The sequence below is a fragment of the Streptococcus chenjunshii genome, assembly GCF_003086355.1.
GTDB lineage: Bacteria > Bacillota > Bacilli > Lactobacillales > Streptococcaceae > Streptococcus > Streptococcus chenjunshii.
In genome coordinates, this window is record NZ_CP031733.1 from 314,426 (window position 1) to 332,690 (window position 18,265).

The following is an 18,265-nucleotide window of genomic DNA, read 5'->3' on the forward strand; positions in this document are numbered from 1 at the left end:
ATCGCAGGCACAATTGTTTGAAAACGAATACTGTTTATGTTATCCTAACAGTTAATTAAAAGGTAATTGGTTGTTAAGAGCACATAAAAGGGGGACGGTGATGATGTCTAAACGGCTTAAAATCTGGCTGGTGCTTTTACTGGTCGGTGCAGGTATCACGGCAGGAGGAGCAGGTTATATGAAATATCAGGAGCACAAGGAGCGAGAAGCTATGCTGGAGATTGTTAAGAGTGAAGAAGTGAAAAGTCTCTGTGAAGAAGCTATAAAAAATATTGATGAGAACTCCTTTACGACTGAAGGCCTTATTCAGTCTTATCAAATTGATTATGACAGCATCTCACATAATCCAATGGGAGGGATTGATTTTGATTTGATTATTAATAATGATAAAAAAATACGATTAGACATGGGAATTGATAAAAATCCTGAAACAGGAGAATTAGAAAATTTATCAGGCAGTCAGTCAGCTGAGTTAGCAGATTTGTTAAAGGAGAAAAATGAGTAATAGTTATACAGATAAAGAGAAAGTTGATATTGCTTGAAAACGAATACTATTTGTGTTATCCTAACAGTTAATTAAAAGGTAATTGGTTGTTAAGAGCACATAAAAAGGGGGCGGTGATGATGTTTAAGCGGCTTAAAATCTGGCTGGTGCTTTTACTGGTCGGTGCAGGCATCACAGCAGGAGGAGCAGGTTATATGAAGTATCAGGAGCACAAGGAGCGAGAAGTCATGCTGGAGATTGTTAAGAGTGAGGAAGCGAGAGAAGTGTTTGAAAAACGAATTAAATACTTAGATGAAAAAGCTTTAACTGATGAAGGTATTATAAGAACATATAAGATTGATTATGATTCTGTGCGACGTAATCCAATGGGAGGTATAATAGTAACGGTTTATATAAATAATGATAAAAATTTATATATTCGTTACGATCTAGACAAAGACCCTTCAAAAAATACTTATTCAGCATCAGGAGGATATTCAGCATCACTAAAACGACTGCTTTCAGAAGGGAAAGAATAGACATGGGGAAACAGTATAACGATCAAGATAGACAAAAAATAGCAAAATTAGAATATGATGACTTACAAGTAGGAGATCCTGCTATTATTAATGATACAGAGATTATTGGTGAAGTCGCCTCTATCCAAGACGGGACGGACAGCGGTTCTGGGGAGCAGGTTTAAAAAAATAGACATCATTGTTTGAAAACGAATATTATTTATGTTATCCTAACAGCTCATTAAAAGGTAATTGGTTGTTAAGAGCACATAAAAGGGGGCGGTGATGATGACCAAACGGCTCAAAATCTGGCTGGTGCTTTTGCTGGTCGGTGCAGGTATCACAGCAGGAGGAGCAGGTTATATGAAATATCAGGAGCACAAGGAGAGAGAAGCTATGCTGGAGATTGTTAAGAGTGAGGAAGCGAAGGAAATATTTGAAAATTGGATTTACAAAGAGGACCCAAATGCTTTCACAGATGAAGGAATCATTAGAAATTATCAGATTGACTACGATAGTATAGAGAAATCACCTATGGGAGGATTATTTGTAACTTTAATCATTAATAATAAACCCGAGCTAGATATTACCTGCACTATTAATAAAAATAAAGGTAAACTAGAAAGTAACAGTAGTACTGTTTCACCTGAATTGACTAAGCTAATTGAAGTTGAAGGGGGGCAGTAAGGGACATGGAAACAATAACAGACAAAGAACGTGTTGCTATTGCAAATGAAGAATATAATAATAAACTAGAGGAAAACCGTATTGTTCAAGTTCAAGTTGATGGGAAAAAATTGATTATCGGCAAGGTGTCCTCTATCCAAGACGGGACGGACAGCGGTTCTGGGGAACAGGTTTATGTAATTACGCCCAATGGGACAGCTGATAATCCTGAAAGTGTTCAGGAGGTGACGGTGCTCTTTCGGGGCTCGACCAGTTTCTTCAAGGGAGAGGACTGGGTGACCGACTGGGTCAAAAATGATATTCCCATGGCTGCGCGGATTTTCGCAGGTCCTGAGACCAGCTACCCCTATACGGAGATGGATGAGGGACGCGGAACTGAGCAGCTGAAAGTATCCGCTCAGGCTCTGAAAGACATTTTAAAAACCTACCCTAATGCCCAATTTAATATCTATGCCCACTCTCTGGGGTCCATGGATGCCCAGTATGCCATGGCGGACTTGAAAGGCGATGATGTTCTGCGTATTAAAGGCGCCTGGATTTATAACGGTCCCAATACTTACAGTACCATGAGCCGCCGTCAGCAAAAGCAAGTCGACCGGATAAAAGGCCGAATCTATAATTATATTGACCATAAAGACTTTATCGGTCTGGGTTATGCGGCTGAAGGGAGTGAGGAAGCTGTCGGTATTGTCGGCCATGTCTACAGCCGAGAAGTCACAGACAAGGGCTGGGTAGGCAATATCACGGAGCAGCACATGTGGGGCGGCTACCGTTATGATGAAAAGGGTAACCTGCTTTTAGAAACTGATACCTTATCGACTTACCACAAGGATTTGTATACTTATACCCTTAAAGAGTTAAAAGAGAGTTTGGAGCTCCTGCAGACCCATAAAAAGGCCTTAAGTCAGGGCGGTTATTCGGAGCACGAGCAGATTTATTTAGACAGTGAGCAGGCTTTGGCAATAGGGGCAGCTATAGCTGCCGCAGCTCAAAGCGGTGCGGAGGAACTGGAGCAGCTTCAGAGCAATGCGGCCGCTGACCTGCAGTCAGCCTATAATACGGCTTTAGCAGGTGCCGCTTTGGGCAAGAGTCTGAGTGGTGATGAGATTGAGGCCATTTTAGCTGAGGAAGGAGCCGGTCGGACAGATATTGTGGACAAACCTGCAGAAGAGCTGCTGGACAAGGTCAGTCAGGCTCAGACCATAGCCGGTACACTGACGGAAAAAGAGGGCGAGATTGAGCAGGGTGTTGCTGCACTTTTAGAAGCAGATACAAATCTAGCAAAGGAGTTTAGTCAATGGCGGCAGATGTAAAAAGTGTTTATGATCAGTGGCAGGCTAAAAAGAAAGCCTATGCTGCCTATCAGGAGAGCTACAGCCAGAAGCGCTTGCAGCTGGATAATGAGGGGAATGAGCTGGCCTCGGCTTATCAGTCAGCGTCGGAACGGATTGATGAGATGACGGAAGAGGGACAGTCCTTGCTTAAACGCCTGTCGTTACAATTTGGACAGGGGGCGGTTTGGAACCCTTACACAGTGGTTTTAGCTAATCATCAAGAGCGTTTGAGGAAGGCTTATCAATCTGATCTCAGGGACTGGGAGGAACGGTCGGAGGAGCTGACTGCTGCCTATCATAAAGATTGTGATCGTTATGAGAAAGCTATCGCCAAGCTGCGGGAGGCATACCTGAATGGGGAATAAGACAGATTACAAAGACGGCAAAGCCTTTGGGCGCAAGCTGGAGGAAGATCATATCCGCCACTTAGTCGCTCCGGCTTTAAAGGCAAAGAAAGAGGAACTGGAAGAAGCATGCCAGCAGGCGATGTCTGAGAGTGTATCAGCGACACAGAAGGCTTTAAGAGCCTTAGCTGACAAGCTGGACAGTTCAGAAGCCATGATGGGGCAGTTTTCCAAGGCGCTTAAGACGAGTATCGAAACTGAGAGCGCCAAGTATGATGAGATTTTTCCAGAAAAGAGCTGAGAGGGCAGTTTTGACCCACGACAAAAAAATTCTGTAAATCTTGACAGGGTCGGCGCTTTATTATAAAATAGGTTAGTATGTTTAGTAACTGATATCACAATAGCCGGCTAAACGAATACGAAAATCTATGAGGAGGTATTCTTAAACGTGAAACGTACTTATCAACCAAGTAAAATCCGCCGTCAGCGGAAACACGGTTTCCGCCATCGGATGGCGACTAAAAACGGCCGCCGTGTGCTTGCCAGCCGCCGCCGCAAAGGGCGTAAAGTTTTATCAGCTTAAGACAGCTGTTATGATTAAATCGAAACCAGAAGTGCTCGAGGCTTCTGGTTTTTTTGAATTTTGTTTACTTGAGACCTGGACTGCGCAGCTTTTACTCGGACTGAAAACAGTTAGCATATTTTTAATAACATTGATTTTAATTTATTTTGTGATATGATTAAAACAACGGGCCTTAAAAGAGGAAGCTCGGTTTGTTTCTGTTATTTAAATGGAGAAACAGCCAGCAAGAGAAGCGACTGGGCCCTAAATACGGTAAGTTTTGTAAAAGCGATAAGCCATAAACGGAACTGAATACGGCTTAAGCGCTGCGGGAATACCATATAGCCGCCCGAACCTAGAAATGAGAGAGTGAAGAAGCCTTATGGTCCATGATTTTGTTCCACTCCCTGACTACTGTCGCTTTTTTGTTGGGGTTCGATACGGTTTTTGTAGCTAATAAAAAGGAGAAGAAAAGAATGATTGAGTGGATGATGTCGCAAAATGTGGTTTGGCTGGCTTTTTTGGCTGGTCTGTTTACTTGGGGCTGTACGATTCTGGGCTCAGGAGTAGTGCTTTTTTTTAGAAGTATCAGCCGAAAACTTTTGGATGTCATGATGGGATTTGCGGCCGGTGTCATGATTGCAGCCTCATTCTGGTCTCTCTTAGCCCCTTCTATTGATTATGCTGAGGCAGACTATGGCAGTTGGGCCTGGGTTCCGGCTGCCCTGGGGTTTATGTTGGGCGGCCTGGGGCTTCGGTTGATTGATGCGCTTGTCCCCCATCTTCATTTAGGCAAGGAAGTGGGCGATGCAGAAGGGATTCAGCCCAGAAAAAGTTTGTCAAAAACTGCCCTGCTGTTTTTAGCCATTACAATCCATAATTTTCCAGAGGGCCTGGCTGTGGGTGTCACCTTCGGGGCCTTGGCTTCCGGGAATATGACAGCGGCCGGTCTGGTTGGTGCTATCGGTCTGGCGATTGGGATTGGTCTGCAAAACATTCCTGAGGGAGCGGCGCTTTCCATTCCGATTAGAGCAGATGGCAGTTCACGCGCTCACGCTTTTTACATGGGGGCAATGTCTGCTGTTGTTGAGCCTATCGGTGCTGTGCTCGGTGCAGCTTTAGTCTTGATTATGCTGCAAATTATCCCTTATGCTTTAGCTTTTGCAGCGGGAGCTATGATTTTTGTAGTTGTAGAAGAGCTCATCCCTGAATCTCAGACAAATGGCAACACAGATATTGCAACATTGGGTCTGATGGTTGGTTTTGTTATCATGATGGTAATGGACGTTGCTTTAGGTTAACGAGTTTTTATAAATAGATAAAAAAGCAGGAGTGAAAGGAAATCTTCACTCCTGCTTTTTGAATCTCAGAATGGTCTAAGCTGATGATTTGGTGTCTGCCTAACGCTTGCTGCTCTTCATATGCGCAATACCCCACTCAAATAGTTCTCCCATAGTGTTGATCAGCGCTTTGCCCATGTCGGTCAGATGGTAGGTGACAGAAGGTGGGACGGTTCCGTAGTCATGACGGCAAAGAAGACCGTCTTCTTCTAATTCGCGCAGGCTTCTGGTCAGCATGGTATTAGTAATCCCTCCGATAGTGCGTTTCAGTTCATTATAATGCTGTCCGTCATTGAGCATGAGATACCACAGTACGGGAATTTTCCATTTTGAACCGATGATTTTCATGGAATGAATAATAGGACAGTTCTCAGGGGTATTCTCTTTAAAATAATTTACTTTAGCATCAAAAGTCTGTTGTTCCAAGCTGCAGCTCCTTCCAATAACAAGATACAAAGGCCGTTAAGAACGCAAAGTAAAAATGACGGTAAGTCCGAAATCTTTGATTTCGCAGACGCACCTCTGCCAAGACGACTAGAAAGCTGCGGTCGACTGTTAGGCGACAAAGCTTTCAGACGTCTACGGCTAGTTAACTTGAAATCAATTCTAAACTTAGCTATCTTTTTTACACAGCGTTTAGGTAGTGTTCCATTTCAAGGCAGCATTTTTCAAAAAAAGTTTAAGGAAGAAAAATGTGCGTACTTGTTTTTTTGTTTCCACCATTTTATAATAAGTTTTATCTCAGGTCAAGTCCTGTAACAAAGGAAAGTGAGGAAGCAAAAATGAAAGAGCGATACGAAAAGTTATTTGAACCTTATACATTTAACAATGGTGTGCAGCTGAAAAATCGGCTGACAGTTGCGCCTTTAACTATCTATGATTCAGGTGAGGACGGTGAACTGACACCCGCTGCACGGAATTTTTGGCATAACCGCTTTAAGGGTTTTGGTCTCTATATTATGCCTTTTACAAATGTGCATCCGTCAGGGATCGGTTTTGCGTCCCCAAACGCCTATGATGAGAGGCATTTGGAGACTTTAAAAGAGTACGCGCAGATTGCCCATGAGCAGGGAGCAAAATCTGTTGTACAGCTGGCCCACTCCGGTATTCGAGCTCAGGCTGATATGACAAAAGGCTATGGTGTTGTCGGTCCTAGTCAGGAATTATTTTCCGGGGCGCGGGCTTTGTCCAGTGAAGAAGTCGCTGCCTTGGTTAAGGCTTTTGCTTATGCGGCAGAACTTGCTCTATTAGCCGGCCATGATGGTGTTGAAATACACGGTGCTAATGGTTGGCTGATCCAGCAGTTCGTTTCTGAAACGTTTAACCGCCGCGATGATGAGTGGGGCGGCAGTTTGGAAAAACGGCTGCATTTTCCTTTAGCTGTTATTGATGCTATTGATGCTGTCCGTCAGAAACATCAAAGACCGGATTTTATTGTTGGCTACCGCTTTTCACCGGAAGAGCCGGGAGAGAAAGGACTGACGATGAAGGAAACCTTTGCCCTGGTAGATGCTCTGACTGAAAAACCTTTGCAGTATCTTCATGTTTCACTGTGGGATTTTTATAAAAAAGCCCGCCGGGGAGCAGACAGCCGCGCTTATCGTATGCAGCTCCTGCATGACCGGATTGGAGGCCGCTTGCCTTTTATTGGTGTGGGCAATCTTTATACGGCTGATCAAATAGCTGCAGCTTATGAAACAGGTTTTGCAGAGTTTATTGCTGTTGGAAAATCTGTTATGCTGAACCCTGACTTGATAGATAAGATAAAAAGCGGTCGTGAAGATGACATTGAAAGACAGTTTGATTGGGATAAGGCTGATTATTACCGATACACGCCTGCCATGTTAGAAGGAACAAGGCAGGGTATGGATTTCTATCCGCCTTCAAAACAGTTTGCCCTTCGCTATAAGTCTGAAGAATATTGACCGCACAGCTTAGTTAAATATTAAAAAGCAAAGGAGAAATAATGGGATACAGTGTTGCTATTGTTGGAGCGACAGGGGCTGTCGGCAGATGCATGCTGGCATTATTAGAAACAGCAGAACTTCCGATTGACCGCTTGCGTTTACTATCTTCTGCCCGCTCGGCTGGTAAAAAGCTGTTGTTTAAAGGACAGGATGTGACAGTGGAAGAAACGACAGAAAAATCATTTGAACACATTGATATTGCCCTGTTTTCAGCGGGTGCCGCTGTTTCCGCAAGGTTTGCCTCCTGTGCAGTCCAAGCTGGAGCTGTTGTCATAGATAATACTTCTTATTTTAGGCAGCATGAGGCTGTTCCCTTGGTAGTTCCTGAGGTCAATGGACATGCTTTGGCTGACCATCAGGGAATCATATCCTGTCCCAACTGTTCTACAATTCAAATGATGATGGCTTTGGAGCCGATCCGTCAAAAGTGGGGACTGAAGCGAATCATCGTTTCAACTTACCAGGCTGTTTCCGGTGCAGGACAATCGGCTGTTGATGAGGCTGTCAGTGAGTTCAAGCAGGTTTTAAATGATGGCTTGGCACCCCGGGATACTAAAGCGGCCGTTTTGCCAGTCAGTGGCGGAAAAAAACATTACCCCATCGCTTTTAATGCTCTGCCTCAGATAGATGTTTTTACAGAGAATGGTTATACATTTGAAGAAATGAAAATGACCAGAGAGACTAAAAAAATTATGGAAGATGACAGTATAGCTGTTTCTGCAACCTGTGTCAGAGTCCCTGTTCTGTACGCACATTCTGAATCTGTTTACATTGAGACCGCAAAAGAAGCTCCTATTGATGAAGTTAAGGCTGCGATTGCAGCGTTTCCCGGTACTGTTTTAGAGGACGATCCAGACAAGCAGCTTTATCCGCAGGCAGTCTTTACAGCTGGGCGCAAGGAAACTCTGGTCGGCCGAGTCCGCAAGGATTTAGATCAGCCCAATGGCATTCATATGTGGGTGGTTGCTGATAATGTCATAAAAGGGGCAGCCTGGAATTCTATCCAGATTGCCTTGAGCCTGCATCAGAATGATTTCATACGCCCAAACCGAGAATAATAATTGAAAGGAAATCAGGAAACCCTTATGCAAACACAAGCTTTAAAAGCTGCAACCCAACGAGGCGTTCTGCTGGACGGGGTTGCCTTTCTCTCTGAACGCCCATCGGATACAGTTTTGATCGCTGTAACCGGGATTCACGGCAACTTTTATTCTAATCCTTTCTATGTGACGATTGGCAAGACCTTGGCAGAGGCAGGTATTGATTTTGTCTATGCACAAACTAATGATGCTTTCAATGAAATAGAAACCAAGAATCAGGTGACAGGGCAAACAGAGATAATTGGCTCTTGGAATGAAGATTTTGCCGATACAGACGATGACATTGAAGCTTACCTTAATTGGGCACAGTCAAAGGGTTATCAAAACATCTATCTGGCCGGACATTCGCTCGGAGCCAATAAAGTCATTTATTATTTATCACGTCACTCTGAAACCGTTGTGAAACAATTTATTTTACTATCGCCTGCCAATCTGACTCATTTAACCAGCCAAGTAACAGAGCAGGAAAAAGCGCTTGTTCAACAATTTCTAGCAGAAGGCCGCGGCCGAGAAAAACTGCCCTTTCCTCTGCTCGGCTGGATTCCATGCACAGCAGATACAGCTTATGGCTGGCTGTTTGACAATATCTTAAACAATGTTCACGTCGAAAAAGACGGTGATTTTTCCCAGATTGAAGCCATTAAGCACAGAGGAGCGCTTCTGATTGGGACCTATGACCGTTTTACTTACGGAAATCCGGCCTGGTTTTTAGAAAATATCAATCAGCATTTTCAGCGCCCTCAGGATAATGAGCTGATTTTTATCGAAAAAACGGGGCACACTTATCAGCAAAAAGAACAAACAGTCGCCGACAGGATCAAAGAATTAATTTCCAAATGGCGAAAGGAGGACTAGATGCCTTTTATCAGCTTAAAAACCAATCTCCCTTTAAACAGACAAGAAATACTCGACTTAAAAACACTTTTCGGACAAGCCATTGAAGCTGTTCCGGGGAAAACGGAGCAGGAACTGCTGGTCGTTATAGAGCCTGAGACAGCTATGTATTTACGGGGCAAGGAGGATCCTCTTGCTTTGGTTAATGTTTCTGTTTTTAACAATCCCAAGCGTTTAGGCTATGCTGATTTAGCGAGGCTGATCAGCCTCGCCGTTCAAAAGGTACTCAACATCCCTGTTGCACATACTTACATTGAATTTCACGCCATCACATCTTGGTCAGTTGCTGGCTACTATATGGAGGACAATGATGATGCTGATAGTTGATGTTTTTGCTGACCCAATGATGGGGCTAGCTTATGAAGCTGAGCCTGTGCTGCGCTATTTAGAGAGCCACTATGCAGGGAAGATTGCCATCCGTTACCGTATGGCTGTCTTGGTCAAAGATGTCTATGACTGGATGACTCCGTTTGAACGGTCGTTTCCAGCGGAGCAGGCTTTTAAGTTGTATAACCGGCGTCTGGCACAAATCTATCTGGCGGAAGAAGCTATCTCTGGGATGCCTATGAATATGGATAACCTGAATTTGTTTTCAGTTGCTGAAACGACCAGTCTGCCTTTAAGTCTGGCTTATAAGACTGTGGAATACTTAGTTCCGCAGCAGGCAGAGGCTTTCTTGTACCGCCTGCGTCTTGCCACGATTGCAGAAGGCAGGCAGACAACAAAACTATCAGTTCTCCTTGAACTGGCTGAAACCTTTGGGCTTTCAAAAGCTAATTTTATACATTATTATCAAAGCGATTCTGTCTCAGCAGCGCTGAACAAAGATTTTTCAGAACTGGAGATGCTTCATATCGGAGGTCTCCCGGTCTATCGTCTGAGCTATGAGGGCCGCTGGACAGCAGTTAGCGGCGTTATCACCGCTGCAAACTTTGACCGGCTTATCAGCCAATTGACTGAACAGCAGATCAAACCGCAGCAGCCTGATAGAGATCTGAAACATTTAAAACAGCTTTTAGACCAGCACCCCATCATTTCGCTAAATGAACTAAAAACTGTCTATGATTTTCAATCTGAGAAAGAAATAAAAGAGTTTATTGCCCCTTTGTCAGAAAATCTTGTTTTAGACAAAGTTAAAAACAGCTGGTTTATACACTATCGCCGTTAAATGAACAGAACCCGGCCTAAACGCTGCTGGAGTGCACAGACAGTCCGAACTTGAAAATGGGAGAACCTGTAAGTTGAGCCTCTGTCACAAGGCTTAGCCAGCCGTAGATGTCTGAAGGCTTTGTCGTCTTATCAGACGATCGCACCCTTCTAGTCATCTTGACAGGGGTGCGTCTGCGAAATCAGAGATTTCGGACTTACCGCCTTTTCACACGGATTTTTTAACGGCCTTTGTATCTTATTGAGGAGAGATTATGTCTAAAGAACGTTTAATTGCTTTTACGGATGCTGTGCTGGCTATTGTTATGACCATTTTAGTTTTGGAATTACAGCTGCCGGCTGCTCCGACCCTAGAGGCTTTATTAGCCTTAACGGATCAATTTATTGCTTATGCTGTCAGTTTCTTTTGGCTTTCAGTGATGTGGGTTAACCTGCATAATGAATGGGAACAGGTAGAGCAAGTCACCCTGTCCATGATATGGTGGAACCTTTTCCTGCTTTTTGTGACTGCAGTTCTGCCTTACGGTACACGGTTTGCTTCTCTTTATTTTAATCACTATTTCGCCCAATTGTTTTATGGCCTGCTTGTCTTTTTAATCACAGTGGCTTTCTACGGACTCTGCCATGCAACAGCAAAGTCGAATCCTGAAACTACTGTCCGACACTCTCAGCGTTTTCTCAGAATAGAAGTGCTGGATCATGTGATTAAGCTTGTCGGCCTGCTGCTGGGACTGGTTTATCCTCCGCTGATTATGTTTGCTGTGATTGTGACGGCTGTGATTGTCCTATTTTCAATTCAGCACTATATATACTGCTCAGCCATCCGCAAAAAAGAAAGGAAAGAAGGTATATCTTATGAAAAACAGAGTCACTGACATTTTAGGTATTGAAAAACCAATCATTCAAGCTCCCATGTTTTGGCTGACTAATGCGGCCCTCGTTTCAGCCGTAAGTGAAGCAGGAGGTCTTGGGATTTTAGGACCGAATGCGGGCCAAAAAACCGTAACTGCCTCACCGGAAGAAACGGCAGAGGGAATGCGCCGGGAAATTCAAAAAGTAAAGGCTGCTACACAGAAACCGTTCGGGGTTAATATCATTGTTTCCGATAATTATGATACAGATATTTTTACTCCGCCGATGCTGAAAGTTATTACCGAAGAACACGTGCCGGCTGTATCTTATGTCGGTAAGGCCAATAAAGAAATTTTTGATTTACTGAAAGCGCATGGCATCAAAATTATTTTTAGAGATTTGGAGCCCAGTGCAGAAAGCGCCCAAACAGCTGAATTATACGGGGCAGATATTATTGTGGCAACGGGATTTGATGAAGGCGGTACCCTGCCCAGTAAAGTTCTGGGGACTTTTTCAATCGTTCCGCTTTTAGCTGACAGTGTATCCGTTCCGGTTCTTGCTGCTGGTGGTATCACAGATTCTCGGACAGTAAAGGCTGCTATGGCTTTGGGTGCCGAAGGTGTCTACTGCGGCAGTGTTTTCATTGCCAGTCAGGAAAGCCAGGCCGCTGAAAATGTAAAAGAAGCCATTGTGGCGGCTGAAGCTGATGAATTGCTGCTTTTCAGAACCGTTCCGGCCTATTACCGTTCTCTGCCGGGGGAATTAGCTCATAGACTTCTGGCTATGGACAAAGCAGGCAAGAGTGAAGAAGAGATTAATAGTCTGATGAAAGGGACATCTAATATGCGTGTCGGTATGCTGAACGGTGACATGGATCAAGGTTACGTTTCGGTCGGAACAGGCATTTCACTTATCCATGAAATTAGACCTGCTAAGGAAATTGTCGCAGCATTGTTAGCAGACGGATAAAAATTACATCCAGGCTTGACAGTCTGAGTGTCTCTTTATAAACAAGATACAAAGGCCGTTAAAAGAGCAAAGCAAAAATAGAAGGCTGGACGAAGAGTTGCCAGACTCTAGGAAGTTTTATACTCACAGAAGCAGCCCGAGAGCCTGTTTGGCCGAAAGAATCGAAATGGCTTTTCCTAAAAACAAAAAAAACCTTTTGTTTTCTCGGTAAAATGATACACTATAGGTAATACAGAGAAACAAAGGAGACAAGAGATGCGTTTAACGATTATTGGTTCAGGGATGATTGTGTCTGATTTTTTGACTATTATTGGAGACTTACCGGAAATTCAGCTGGAATCGCTGGTTGGGACGAAACGCAGTCAAGAGACTTTGGAGGTGATGAGAACAGAATATGGGTTTAAACACTGTTATACCGATGCTGAAGAAGCTCTGGCTCAGGATGCTTCAGATACGGTCTATGTCGCTGTTCCCAATCATTTGCATTATCGATTCAGCAAATTGGCCTTAGAAGCAGGCAAGCACGTTATCTGTGAAAAACCTTTTACCCTTAAAGCTGAAGAATTAAGACATCTAAAAAAATTAGCAGAAGAAAGAGGGCTTATACTGCTGGAAGCTATCACTAACCAGTATTTAGGGAATTATGCTTTTATAAAAAAACAGCTGCCGTCACTGGGTGATTTGAAGCTGATTGAGTGCAATTATTCTCAGTATTCATCACGTTATGATGCCTTTAAGCAAGGGACCGTTCTGCCGGCTTTTGATCCGGAAAAAGGAGGCGGAGCCCTTATGGATATTAATATTTACAATATTCATTTTGTCGTCGGTCTGCTGGGGAAACCGAAAGCTGTTCATTACTATCCAAATATTGAGCGGCATGTCGATACATCAGGTATTTTAGTTTTGGAGTATGATGGCAGCACAGCTGTCTGTATCGGTGCCAAAGATTCTGAATCCGAGATTCGTACAACCATTCAAGGCAATAAAGGGGCCTTAGTTGTTAATGGCGCGACCAATACTCTTCCCAGCATAACACTAAGCTATCACAGAGACAGTCCGCAGGAAAAAAATGATAACCATCATCCGCATCGTATGTACAGTGAGTTTAAACGGTTCAGCAAGGTTATTGCAGAAGGGGATTTGGACTTTGCGCGTGACCAGTTAGAACACAGTCTGATTGTTATGGAAATTGTTGAAGAGGCGAGAAACAGCATGCTGTCTAAGCAGGTTTAGTTTTATTAAAATCATCCTCAGAGCAAAGACTTTGAATTTCAGGAGCAGTGCGCTTTCTTTGAACCGCAGAATGAACTCATACGGTTAGCAAAATGAGGAAAGACAGAAATGGCAGAATCCCCTGGTTTTGAACCTACACAATGCAGTCTTGAACAGTCATATTATCATATGCAGTTTGGGAAAATATGATGGGGGACCTAAAGCATTTGAAAAATAAAAAAATACCGCAAAACTGGGGCCTGTTCGGCACCAGTTTTTGCGGTATTTAAGAAGGCAATATGCCGATTAAGGATGAAGAAAAACAAATAAAACAATGGCTAATGCAAACAAAGGACTTAGTCGAGAAGGCAGAAAATCTTTACCATAGCGATAAAACTGGAAAAGACATAGTAAAAGCATGCCGACTGCAAATAGGTTACAGATCAATAAACCCGCACTCATTTGATGAAGACCTAGCAAAAGAGCGCCAATCAACGCCATCGCACCAAGGAAGAATGAAATTAAAATTTTAAATTTCCAAATAGTCTTGCCGGCAGTTCTGGGCAAATCTCCATGGAATTTCTGTGCTGTCTTTAAGTCATTATATTTCAAAAAGCGAAATAGAAAAAATCCATTTGCAACAACTTCAATAAGACCAAGAATAGTTATTGAGAATATAGTTAACAGCATCTAACGTCTCCTATATTTTTTCAAGATTTTTAATAATAGTATGTAAAAAAGCGATTAATTGTTTTTGTTCATCTGCAGAAAATCCTTGCAAAGCTTGATGATTGGTTTGCTCTGCTAAGTGTGAGATATGATTGACCAGTTCACCTGTATTTGATGAAAGGCTGACAATATAACTTCTACGATCGTTTGATGATAATGACTTATAAACCATTTGTTTTGCTATCAATTTGTCAATAACAGCTCCGCAAGTGGCACGGTCAGTATTTGTTTTTTCGGCAATGTCTGCTTGTGATAAATGATTCTCAGAACTCAATAATTTTAGAACGGCCCATTGAGATGAAGTGAGATTGTAATCTTTAAGCAGTAGGTCAAGGTTCCTTTTGATCAGTTTTGCACTTATGTTTAAAAGATAACCTAAGGATGTATTTAGTTCCATTTTATTTATCCCTCGATAATATGTGTACAAATTATTTGTATACATATTATATTGCTTTTGAGTGTAATTTTCAACTAAAAAGTGACTGACAGCTGGAATTCATTCTATTATTTAACTGACTAAATAACTATATCTATTTAGCCTATGTTATAATATTAGCATGATAACTATTTTTGACACTCATACTCATCTCAACGTAGAAAACTTTACCGGAAAAGAACAGGAAGAAATCGCCTTTGCGCATGAACTCGGTGTGACCAGAATGAATGTGGTTGGTTTTGACCATTCGACAATCACCAAGGCGCTTGAATTGGCAGATCGTTTTCCAGAAGTTTATGCGACTGTCGGCTGGCATCCAACAGAAGCCGGTTCCTATAATCAGGAAACTGAGGACTTTCTTCTGGCCAGTCTGCAGCACCCCAAAGTGCTTGCTCTTGGAGAGATAGGGCTGGACTACCACTGGATGGAAGACCCTAAGGATATTCAGATTGACGTGTTTAAACGTCAGATTCAGCTGTCTAAAGAGCAAGACCTGCCCTTTGTTGTCCATACCCGCGATGCTCTTGAGGATACTTATGAGGTTATCAAAGAGGTTGGTGTCGGTCCTAGGGGGGGGATTATGCATTCCTATTCAGGCTCTTTGGAAATGGCTCAGCGTTTTATGGAACTTGGCATGCTGATTTCCTTTTCCGGTGTCGTGACCTTTAAGAAAGCTCTGGACGTTCAGGAAGCGGCTCGGAAGCTGCCTTTGGATAAGATGTTGGTTGAAACCGATGCCCCTTATCTTGCGCCGGTTCCCAAACGCGGACGGGAAAACAAAACCGCCTATACCCGCTATGTCGTTGAAAAGATCGCCGAACTCCGTGGCTTAACTGCGGAAGAAGTGGCAGCGGCTACTTATCAAAATGCAGTGAGGTTGTTTGGTCTTGAACAGTAAAATTAAAATTCAAGAAGTCCTTGTCGTTGAAGGGAAAGATGATACGGTAAACTTACGCTGTTTCTATGATGTTGATACCTATGAAACTAAAGGATCTGCTATCAATGAAGCCGATTTGGAGCGTATTGACCGTTTAAATACTCTGCGCGGGGTTATTGTTTTTACAGATCCTGACTTTAACGGTGAGCGCATCCGCAAACGGATTATGGAAGCTGTACCAACCGCCAAGCATGCCTTTCTCAATCGCGGTGAAGCTGTTCCAAAATCGAAAACTAAGGGACGCTCTTTAGGTGTCGAACATGCCAGCTTTGAGGATTTACAGAAGGCCCTTGCCGGCGTAGTTGGCTGTTTCGATGATGACAATCATTTTGATATCACCAAATCTGATCTTATGCGGCTGGGACTTCTTATGGGGGCTGACAGCCGCAGACGGCGGGAATTTTTAGGAGAAGAACTGCGTATCGGCTATAGTAACGGCAAGCAGCTCCTCAAACGCTTGGAGCTGTTTGGTATAACATTGGAAGACGTAGAGGATACAATGGCAAACTATTATGACAGTTAATATTGGAGGTGCGAATGGCTACAATCAGATTAAAGAGAGGGACTAAGGGTGCCAACATGTTCCGAAAATTTAAAGTTTTTGTTAATGACAGCTGTGTCGGAAAGATTAAGCGGGGAGAAAGTCTCGACATTTCTGTACCAGAAGGCACATATAGTGTTTATTGCAAAATTGATTGGGAACAGAGTAACACGCTAACGGTTAATGTTCCGGCTACTGGTGTTGACTTGCTAGTAAATTCTAAAGGAGCAACTGAATCAGCCTTTAGAAGTTTAATTCCTTTTGATGGAAAGGATAAATACTTAGTTCTTGTTCAACAATAATCAAAGCAAATCCTGATTTAGTGGATGTTATTTAGTGACTAAAACCTTTCTATGACTCATCTCTTAACAGTTTTTAAGTAAAGGAGATAATATGTCGGCTTTTTACTTATGGCTCCCTTTTTTGCTCATCAGATTTGGCCTGCTGAGTATGTTAAGTCAAACAGCCTTGGCACGGGCAGCACATTTTGCGCCGATGACTGGTGCTGAAAAAGCAGCTTATTATATCTACCAAATAACAAATCTGGCTATTCTGGGCAGCGCTTTTTTCCTGAAAACAAGGTTCAATTTGTCTTTGCTCTTTTGGATCAGCGCCGCTTTATACGGTTTGGGCTTAGTGCTTTGCGCTGCAGCTGTATACAGTTTTGCCGGCTCAGGCAGCGAAACATTTAGCAGGAGAGGACTTTACCAGTTTTCCCGCCATCCGATGTATATTGCTTATTTCATTTGTTTTATCGGCATAGCCGGTCTGACGCAGTCCTTGCTGTTCCTGGTCCTTGTTTTAATCTTCCAAATTTCAGCGCACTGGATTATTTTGGCAGAGGAAAGAGAATGTTTAGCGAGGTTTGGGGACGCCTATCGGACTTACAGCAGTGAAGTGAGGCGTTATTTGTAATGAGGGGAACAGAAGTCTCACAGTAAATGTAACGGTTTAGGCAGGCAGTGCATTTTGGGGGATTTGAAGGTATTGAATACAGCCTAAAATCCTAGTGAAAAAAGTCGCAATCGCAGGAAGCCGCAGGCTGCCATACGAGTGAGGCTGCTTCTGTGAGTATGCCTGCCATCATGATGCAAGCATCACTTGTCAGTCTCTATTTTCATACAGATTTTTTCACGGCCTTTGTATTTTGGTGAATTGAACACGGTCTAAACGCTGTGAGAAAAAGAGACGCAATCGTTGGTAGCGTTAGCGACTTACGAGTGTGGCTGCTCTGTGAGTACAGCCTTTCCTTGAGTCTTTAGTGACTCGGCGGTCAGGGTCCTATTTTCTCTTTGCGTTTTTTACGGCCTTTGTATCTTAGAGGAGGAGAAAGTGGGAAAAATGATTATCACAGGCGGCAACAGCGGTATCGGCTACCAAGCTGCCAAGCAGCTGGTACAAAAAGGCTGGCAGGTCACCCTTTTTTGCCGCAATGAAGAGCGCGCTAAAACAGCCTGTCAGAAAATTTCCGCAGAAACGGGCAGTCAGCAGGTTGATTATATACTGGCAGATTTATCCGATATGGCCAGTGTCAGAGCTGCAGCGACAGTCTACCTTGAAAATCATGGCAGTCTCGATGTGCTCATTAACAATGCAGCGGACTTTGACCTCTCTGTCAAAAAACCGGTTCTGACTAGAGATGGTCTGGAAAAACAATTTGCGACCAATGTTCTGGCCCCCTATTTGTTATCAGAGCTCCTAATGCTTGCTTTAGAAAACGCCGATGACGGAAGGATTCTCAATATCTCCTCCAAGGGTTTGGCGGTATTTCCGAAGATCAGTCTGGATTTTAACAACTTGAACAGCGAGAAAACCTACTCCCCTACAAAAACCTATTATCAAAATAAGCTGGCACTTTTAATGCTGTCCCTTTACCAAAGAGAGAAATACCCGAATGTCAGCATTCAGGCCATCCGTGTACCCAATGTTAAACTTGATATCTCGCGCTATCCCAATCTTAGTCCTTTGATGAAGACGGTTTACAAGTTAAAATCACTATTGTCCATATCAGCCGAAGAGATGGCGGAAGTCTATACTGCCTTAGCCAGTGAACCAGGATTTGACGGCTTTTTGTACGATGAACACTGCCGGGAAATCAGAGCCAACTCTTCTGCTTATGATAAAGCAGGGCAGGAAAGGCTTTGCTGTATACTGGATAAGTTAATCCAACTATAAAAACGGAGAAAGAATAA

Annotated in this window: 25 protein-coding genes; 22 read left to right on the forward strand and 3 right to left on the reverse strand. The window is 43.3% G+C overall.

Annotated features, from left to right (window positions below):
• The first annotated feature begins 100 nt into the window (after positions 1-100).
• From DDV21_RS01680 to DDV21_RS01715, 9 genes are all read left to right on the forward strand, one after another.
• Positions 101-505, forward strand: a complete 405-nt coding sequence (locus DDV21_RS01680; protein WP_116879195.1) for a DUF1310 family protein — start codon at positions 101-103, stop codon at positions 503-505.
• Positions 506-621: 116 nt separating this feature from the next.
• Complete coding sequence (locus tag DDV21_RS01685; protein WP_116879186.1) at positions 622-1,023, forward strand: DUF1310 family protein; 402 nt, start codon at positions 622-624, stop codon at positions 1,021-1,023.
• Between the two features lie 2 nt (positions 1,024-1,025).
• Positions 1,026-1,187, forward strand: coding sequence for a hypothetical protein (locus tag DDV21_RS11720; RefSeq protein WP_162886270.1), 162 nt, complete (start codon positions 1,026-1,028; stop codon positions 1,185-1,187).
• A 100-nt stretch (positions 1,188-1,287) separates the two neighbouring features.
• A complete protein-coding gene (locus tag DDV21_RS01690) occupies positions 1,288-1,689 on the forward strand; it encodes a DUF1310 family protein (protein ID WP_117287757.1) in 402 nt (133 codons plus the stop codon).
• A 5-nt stretch (positions 1,690-1,694) separates the two neighbouring features.
• On the forward strand, positions 1,695-3,002 hold the full coding sequence (locus tag DDV21_RS01695) for a hypothetical protein (protein ID WP_117287758.1): 1,308 nt from the start codon (positions 1,695-1,697) through the stop codon (positions 3,000-3,002).
• A complete protein-coding gene (locus DDV21_RS01700) occupies positions 2,987-3,388 on the forward strand; it encodes a hypothetical protein (RefSeq protein ID WP_116879163.1) in 402 nt (133 codons plus the stop codon). Before DDV21_RS01695 ends, DDV21_RS01700 begins: the two co-directional genes overlap by 16 nt.
• A complete protein-coding gene (locus DDV21_RS01705; protein WP_116879162.1) occupies positions 3,378-3,668 on the forward strand; it encodes a hypothetical protein in 291 nt (96 codons plus the stop codon). The genes DDV21_RS01700 and DDV21_RS01705 overlap by 11 nt, the downstream gene beginning before the upstream one ends.
• 147 nt (positions 3,669-3,815) lie before the next feature.
• Positions 3,816-3,950, forward strand: coding sequence for a 50S ribosomal protein L34 (gene rpmH / locus DDV21_RS01710; protein WP_003102296.1), 135 nt, complete (start codon positions 3,816-3,818; stop codon positions 3,948-3,950).
• A gap of 455 nt (positions 3,951-4,405) precedes the next feature.
• Complete coding sequence (locus DDV21_RS01715) at positions 4,406-5,230, forward strand: ZIP family metal transporter (protein WP_116878961.1); 825 nt, start codon at positions 4,406-4,408, stop codon at positions 5,228-5,230.
• A 99-nt stretch (positions 5,231-5,329) separates the two neighbouring features.
• Here DDV21_RS01715 and DDV21_RS01720 read toward each other — a convergent pair whose 3' ends face one another.
• Positions 5,330-5,695: a winged helix-turn-helix transcriptional regulator gene (locus tag DDV21_RS01720; RefSeq protein WP_116878960.1), complete on the reverse strand. Its 366-nt coding sequence runs from the start codon at positions 5,693-5,695 to the stop codon at positions 5,330-5,332.
• Positions 5,696-6,051: 356 nt separating this feature from the next.
• Here DDV21_RS01720 and DDV21_RS01730 point away from each other — a divergent pair, with 356 nt between their 5' ends.
• The 8 genes from DDV21_RS01730 to DDV21_RS01765 all read left to right on the forward strand — a co-directional run bounded on the left by DDV21_RS01730 (position 6,052) and on the right by DDV21_RS01765 (position 13,451).
• Positions 6,052-7,194: an NADH-dependent flavin oxidoreductase gene (locus tag DDV21_RS01730; protein ID WP_116878963.1), complete on the forward strand. Its 1,143-nt coding sequence runs from the start codon at positions 6,052-6,054 to the stop codon at positions 7,192-7,194.
• 41 nt (positions 7,195-7,235) lie between these two features.
• Positions 7,236-8,294, forward strand: a complete 1,059-nt coding sequence (locus DDV21_RS01735) for an aspartate-semialdehyde dehydrogenase (RefSeq protein ID WP_116878959.1) — start codon at positions 7,236-7,238, stop codon at positions 8,292-8,294.
• Between the two features lie 27 nt (positions 8,295-8,321).
• On the forward strand, positions 8,322-9,191 hold the full coding sequence (locus tag DDV21_RS01740; protein WP_116878958.1) for an alpha/beta fold hydrolase: 870 nt from the start codon (positions 8,322-8,324) through the stop codon (positions 9,189-9,191).
• Positions 9,192-9,557, forward strand: a complete 366-nt coding sequence (locus DDV21_RS01745) for a phenylpyruvate tautomerase MIF-related protein (protein WP_116878957.1) — start codon at positions 9,192-9,194, stop codon at positions 9,555-9,557.
• The gene (locus DDV21_RS01750; RefSeq protein ID WP_116878956.1) at positions 9,538-10,398 is read left to right on the forward strand and encodes a DsbA family protein; all 861 of its coding nucleotides are present in this window, start codon (positions 9,538-9,540) and stop codon (positions 10,396-10,398) included. Before DDV21_RS01745 ends, DDV21_RS01750 begins: the two co-directional genes overlap by 20 nt.
• A gap of 253 nt (positions 10,399-10,651) precedes the next feature.
• Entirely contained in the window at positions 10,652-11,272 is a 621-nt protein-coding gene (locus DDV21_RS01755; protein ID WP_116878955.1) for a TMEM175 family protein, read from the forward strand.
• A complete protein-coding gene (locus tag DDV21_RS01760) occupies positions 11,253-12,218 on the forward strand; it encodes an NAD(P)H-dependent flavin oxidoreductase (RefSeq protein WP_116878954.1) in 966 nt (321 codons plus the stop codon). Before DDV21_RS01755 ends, DDV21_RS01760 begins: the two co-directional genes overlap by 20 nt.
• Positions 12,219-12,473: 255 nt before the next feature.
• Positions 12,474-13,451, forward strand: coding sequence for a Gfo/Idh/MocA family protein (locus tag DDV21_RS01765; protein WP_116878953.1), 978 nt, complete (start codon positions 12,474-12,476; stop codon positions 13,449-13,451).
• A gap of 285 nt (positions 13,452-13,736) precedes the next feature.
• Here the strand turns inward: DDV21_RS01765 and DDV21_RS01770 are convergent, their stop codons facing one another.
• On the reverse strand, positions 13,737-14,120 hold the full coding sequence (locus DDV21_RS01770) for a hypothetical protein (RefSeq protein WP_116878952.1): 384 nt from the start codon (positions 14,118-14,120) through the stop codon (positions 13,737-13,739).
• Between the two features lie 10 nt (positions 14,121-14,130).
• Positions 14,131-14,556, reverse strand: a complete 426-nt coding sequence (locus tag DDV21_RS01775; protein WP_116878951.1) for a MarR family winged helix-turn-helix transcriptional regulator — start codon at positions 14,554-14,556, stop codon at positions 14,131-14,133.
• 160 nt (positions 14,557-14,716) lie between these two features.
• On the opposite strand from DDV21_RS01775, the gene DDV21_RS01780 reads away from it, so the two are divergent.
• From DDV21_RS01780 to DDV21_RS01800, 5 genes are all read left to right on the forward strand, one after another.
• The gene (locus DDV21_RS01780) at positions 14,717-15,493 is read left to right on the forward strand and encodes a TatD family hydrolase (protein ID WP_116878950.1); all 777 of its coding nucleotides are present in this window, start codon (positions 14,717-14,719) and stop codon (positions 15,491-15,493) included.
• Positions 15,483-16,055, forward strand: a complete 573-nt coding sequence (gene rnmV / locus DDV21_RS01785; RefSeq protein ID WP_116878962.1) for a ribonuclease M5 — start codon at positions 15,483-15,485, stop codon at positions 16,053-16,055. Before DDV21_RS01780 ends, rnmV begins: the two co-directional genes overlap by 11 nt.
• Positions 16,056-16,069: 14 nt before the next feature.
• Positions 16,070-16,375 (forward strand): hypothetical protein, encoded by a 306-nt coding sequence (locus DDV21_RS01790; RefSeq protein WP_116878949.1) that lies wholly within the window; start codon positions 16,070-16,072, stop codon positions 16,373-16,375.
• Positions 16,376-16,466: 91 nt separating this feature from the next.
• Positions 16,467-16,988, forward strand: coding sequence for a methyltransferase family protein (locus DDV21_RS01795; RefSeq protein WP_116878948.1), 522 nt, complete (start codon positions 16,467-16,469; stop codon positions 16,986-16,988).
• 417 nt (positions 16,989-17,405) lie between these two features.
• Positions 17,406-18,248, forward strand: a complete 843-nt coding sequence (locus tag DDV21_RS01800; RefSeq protein WP_116878947.1) for an SDR family NAD(P)-dependent oxidoreductase — start codon at positions 17,406-17,408, stop codon at positions 18,246-18,248.
• Positions 18,249-18,265: the final 17 nt, after the last annotated feature.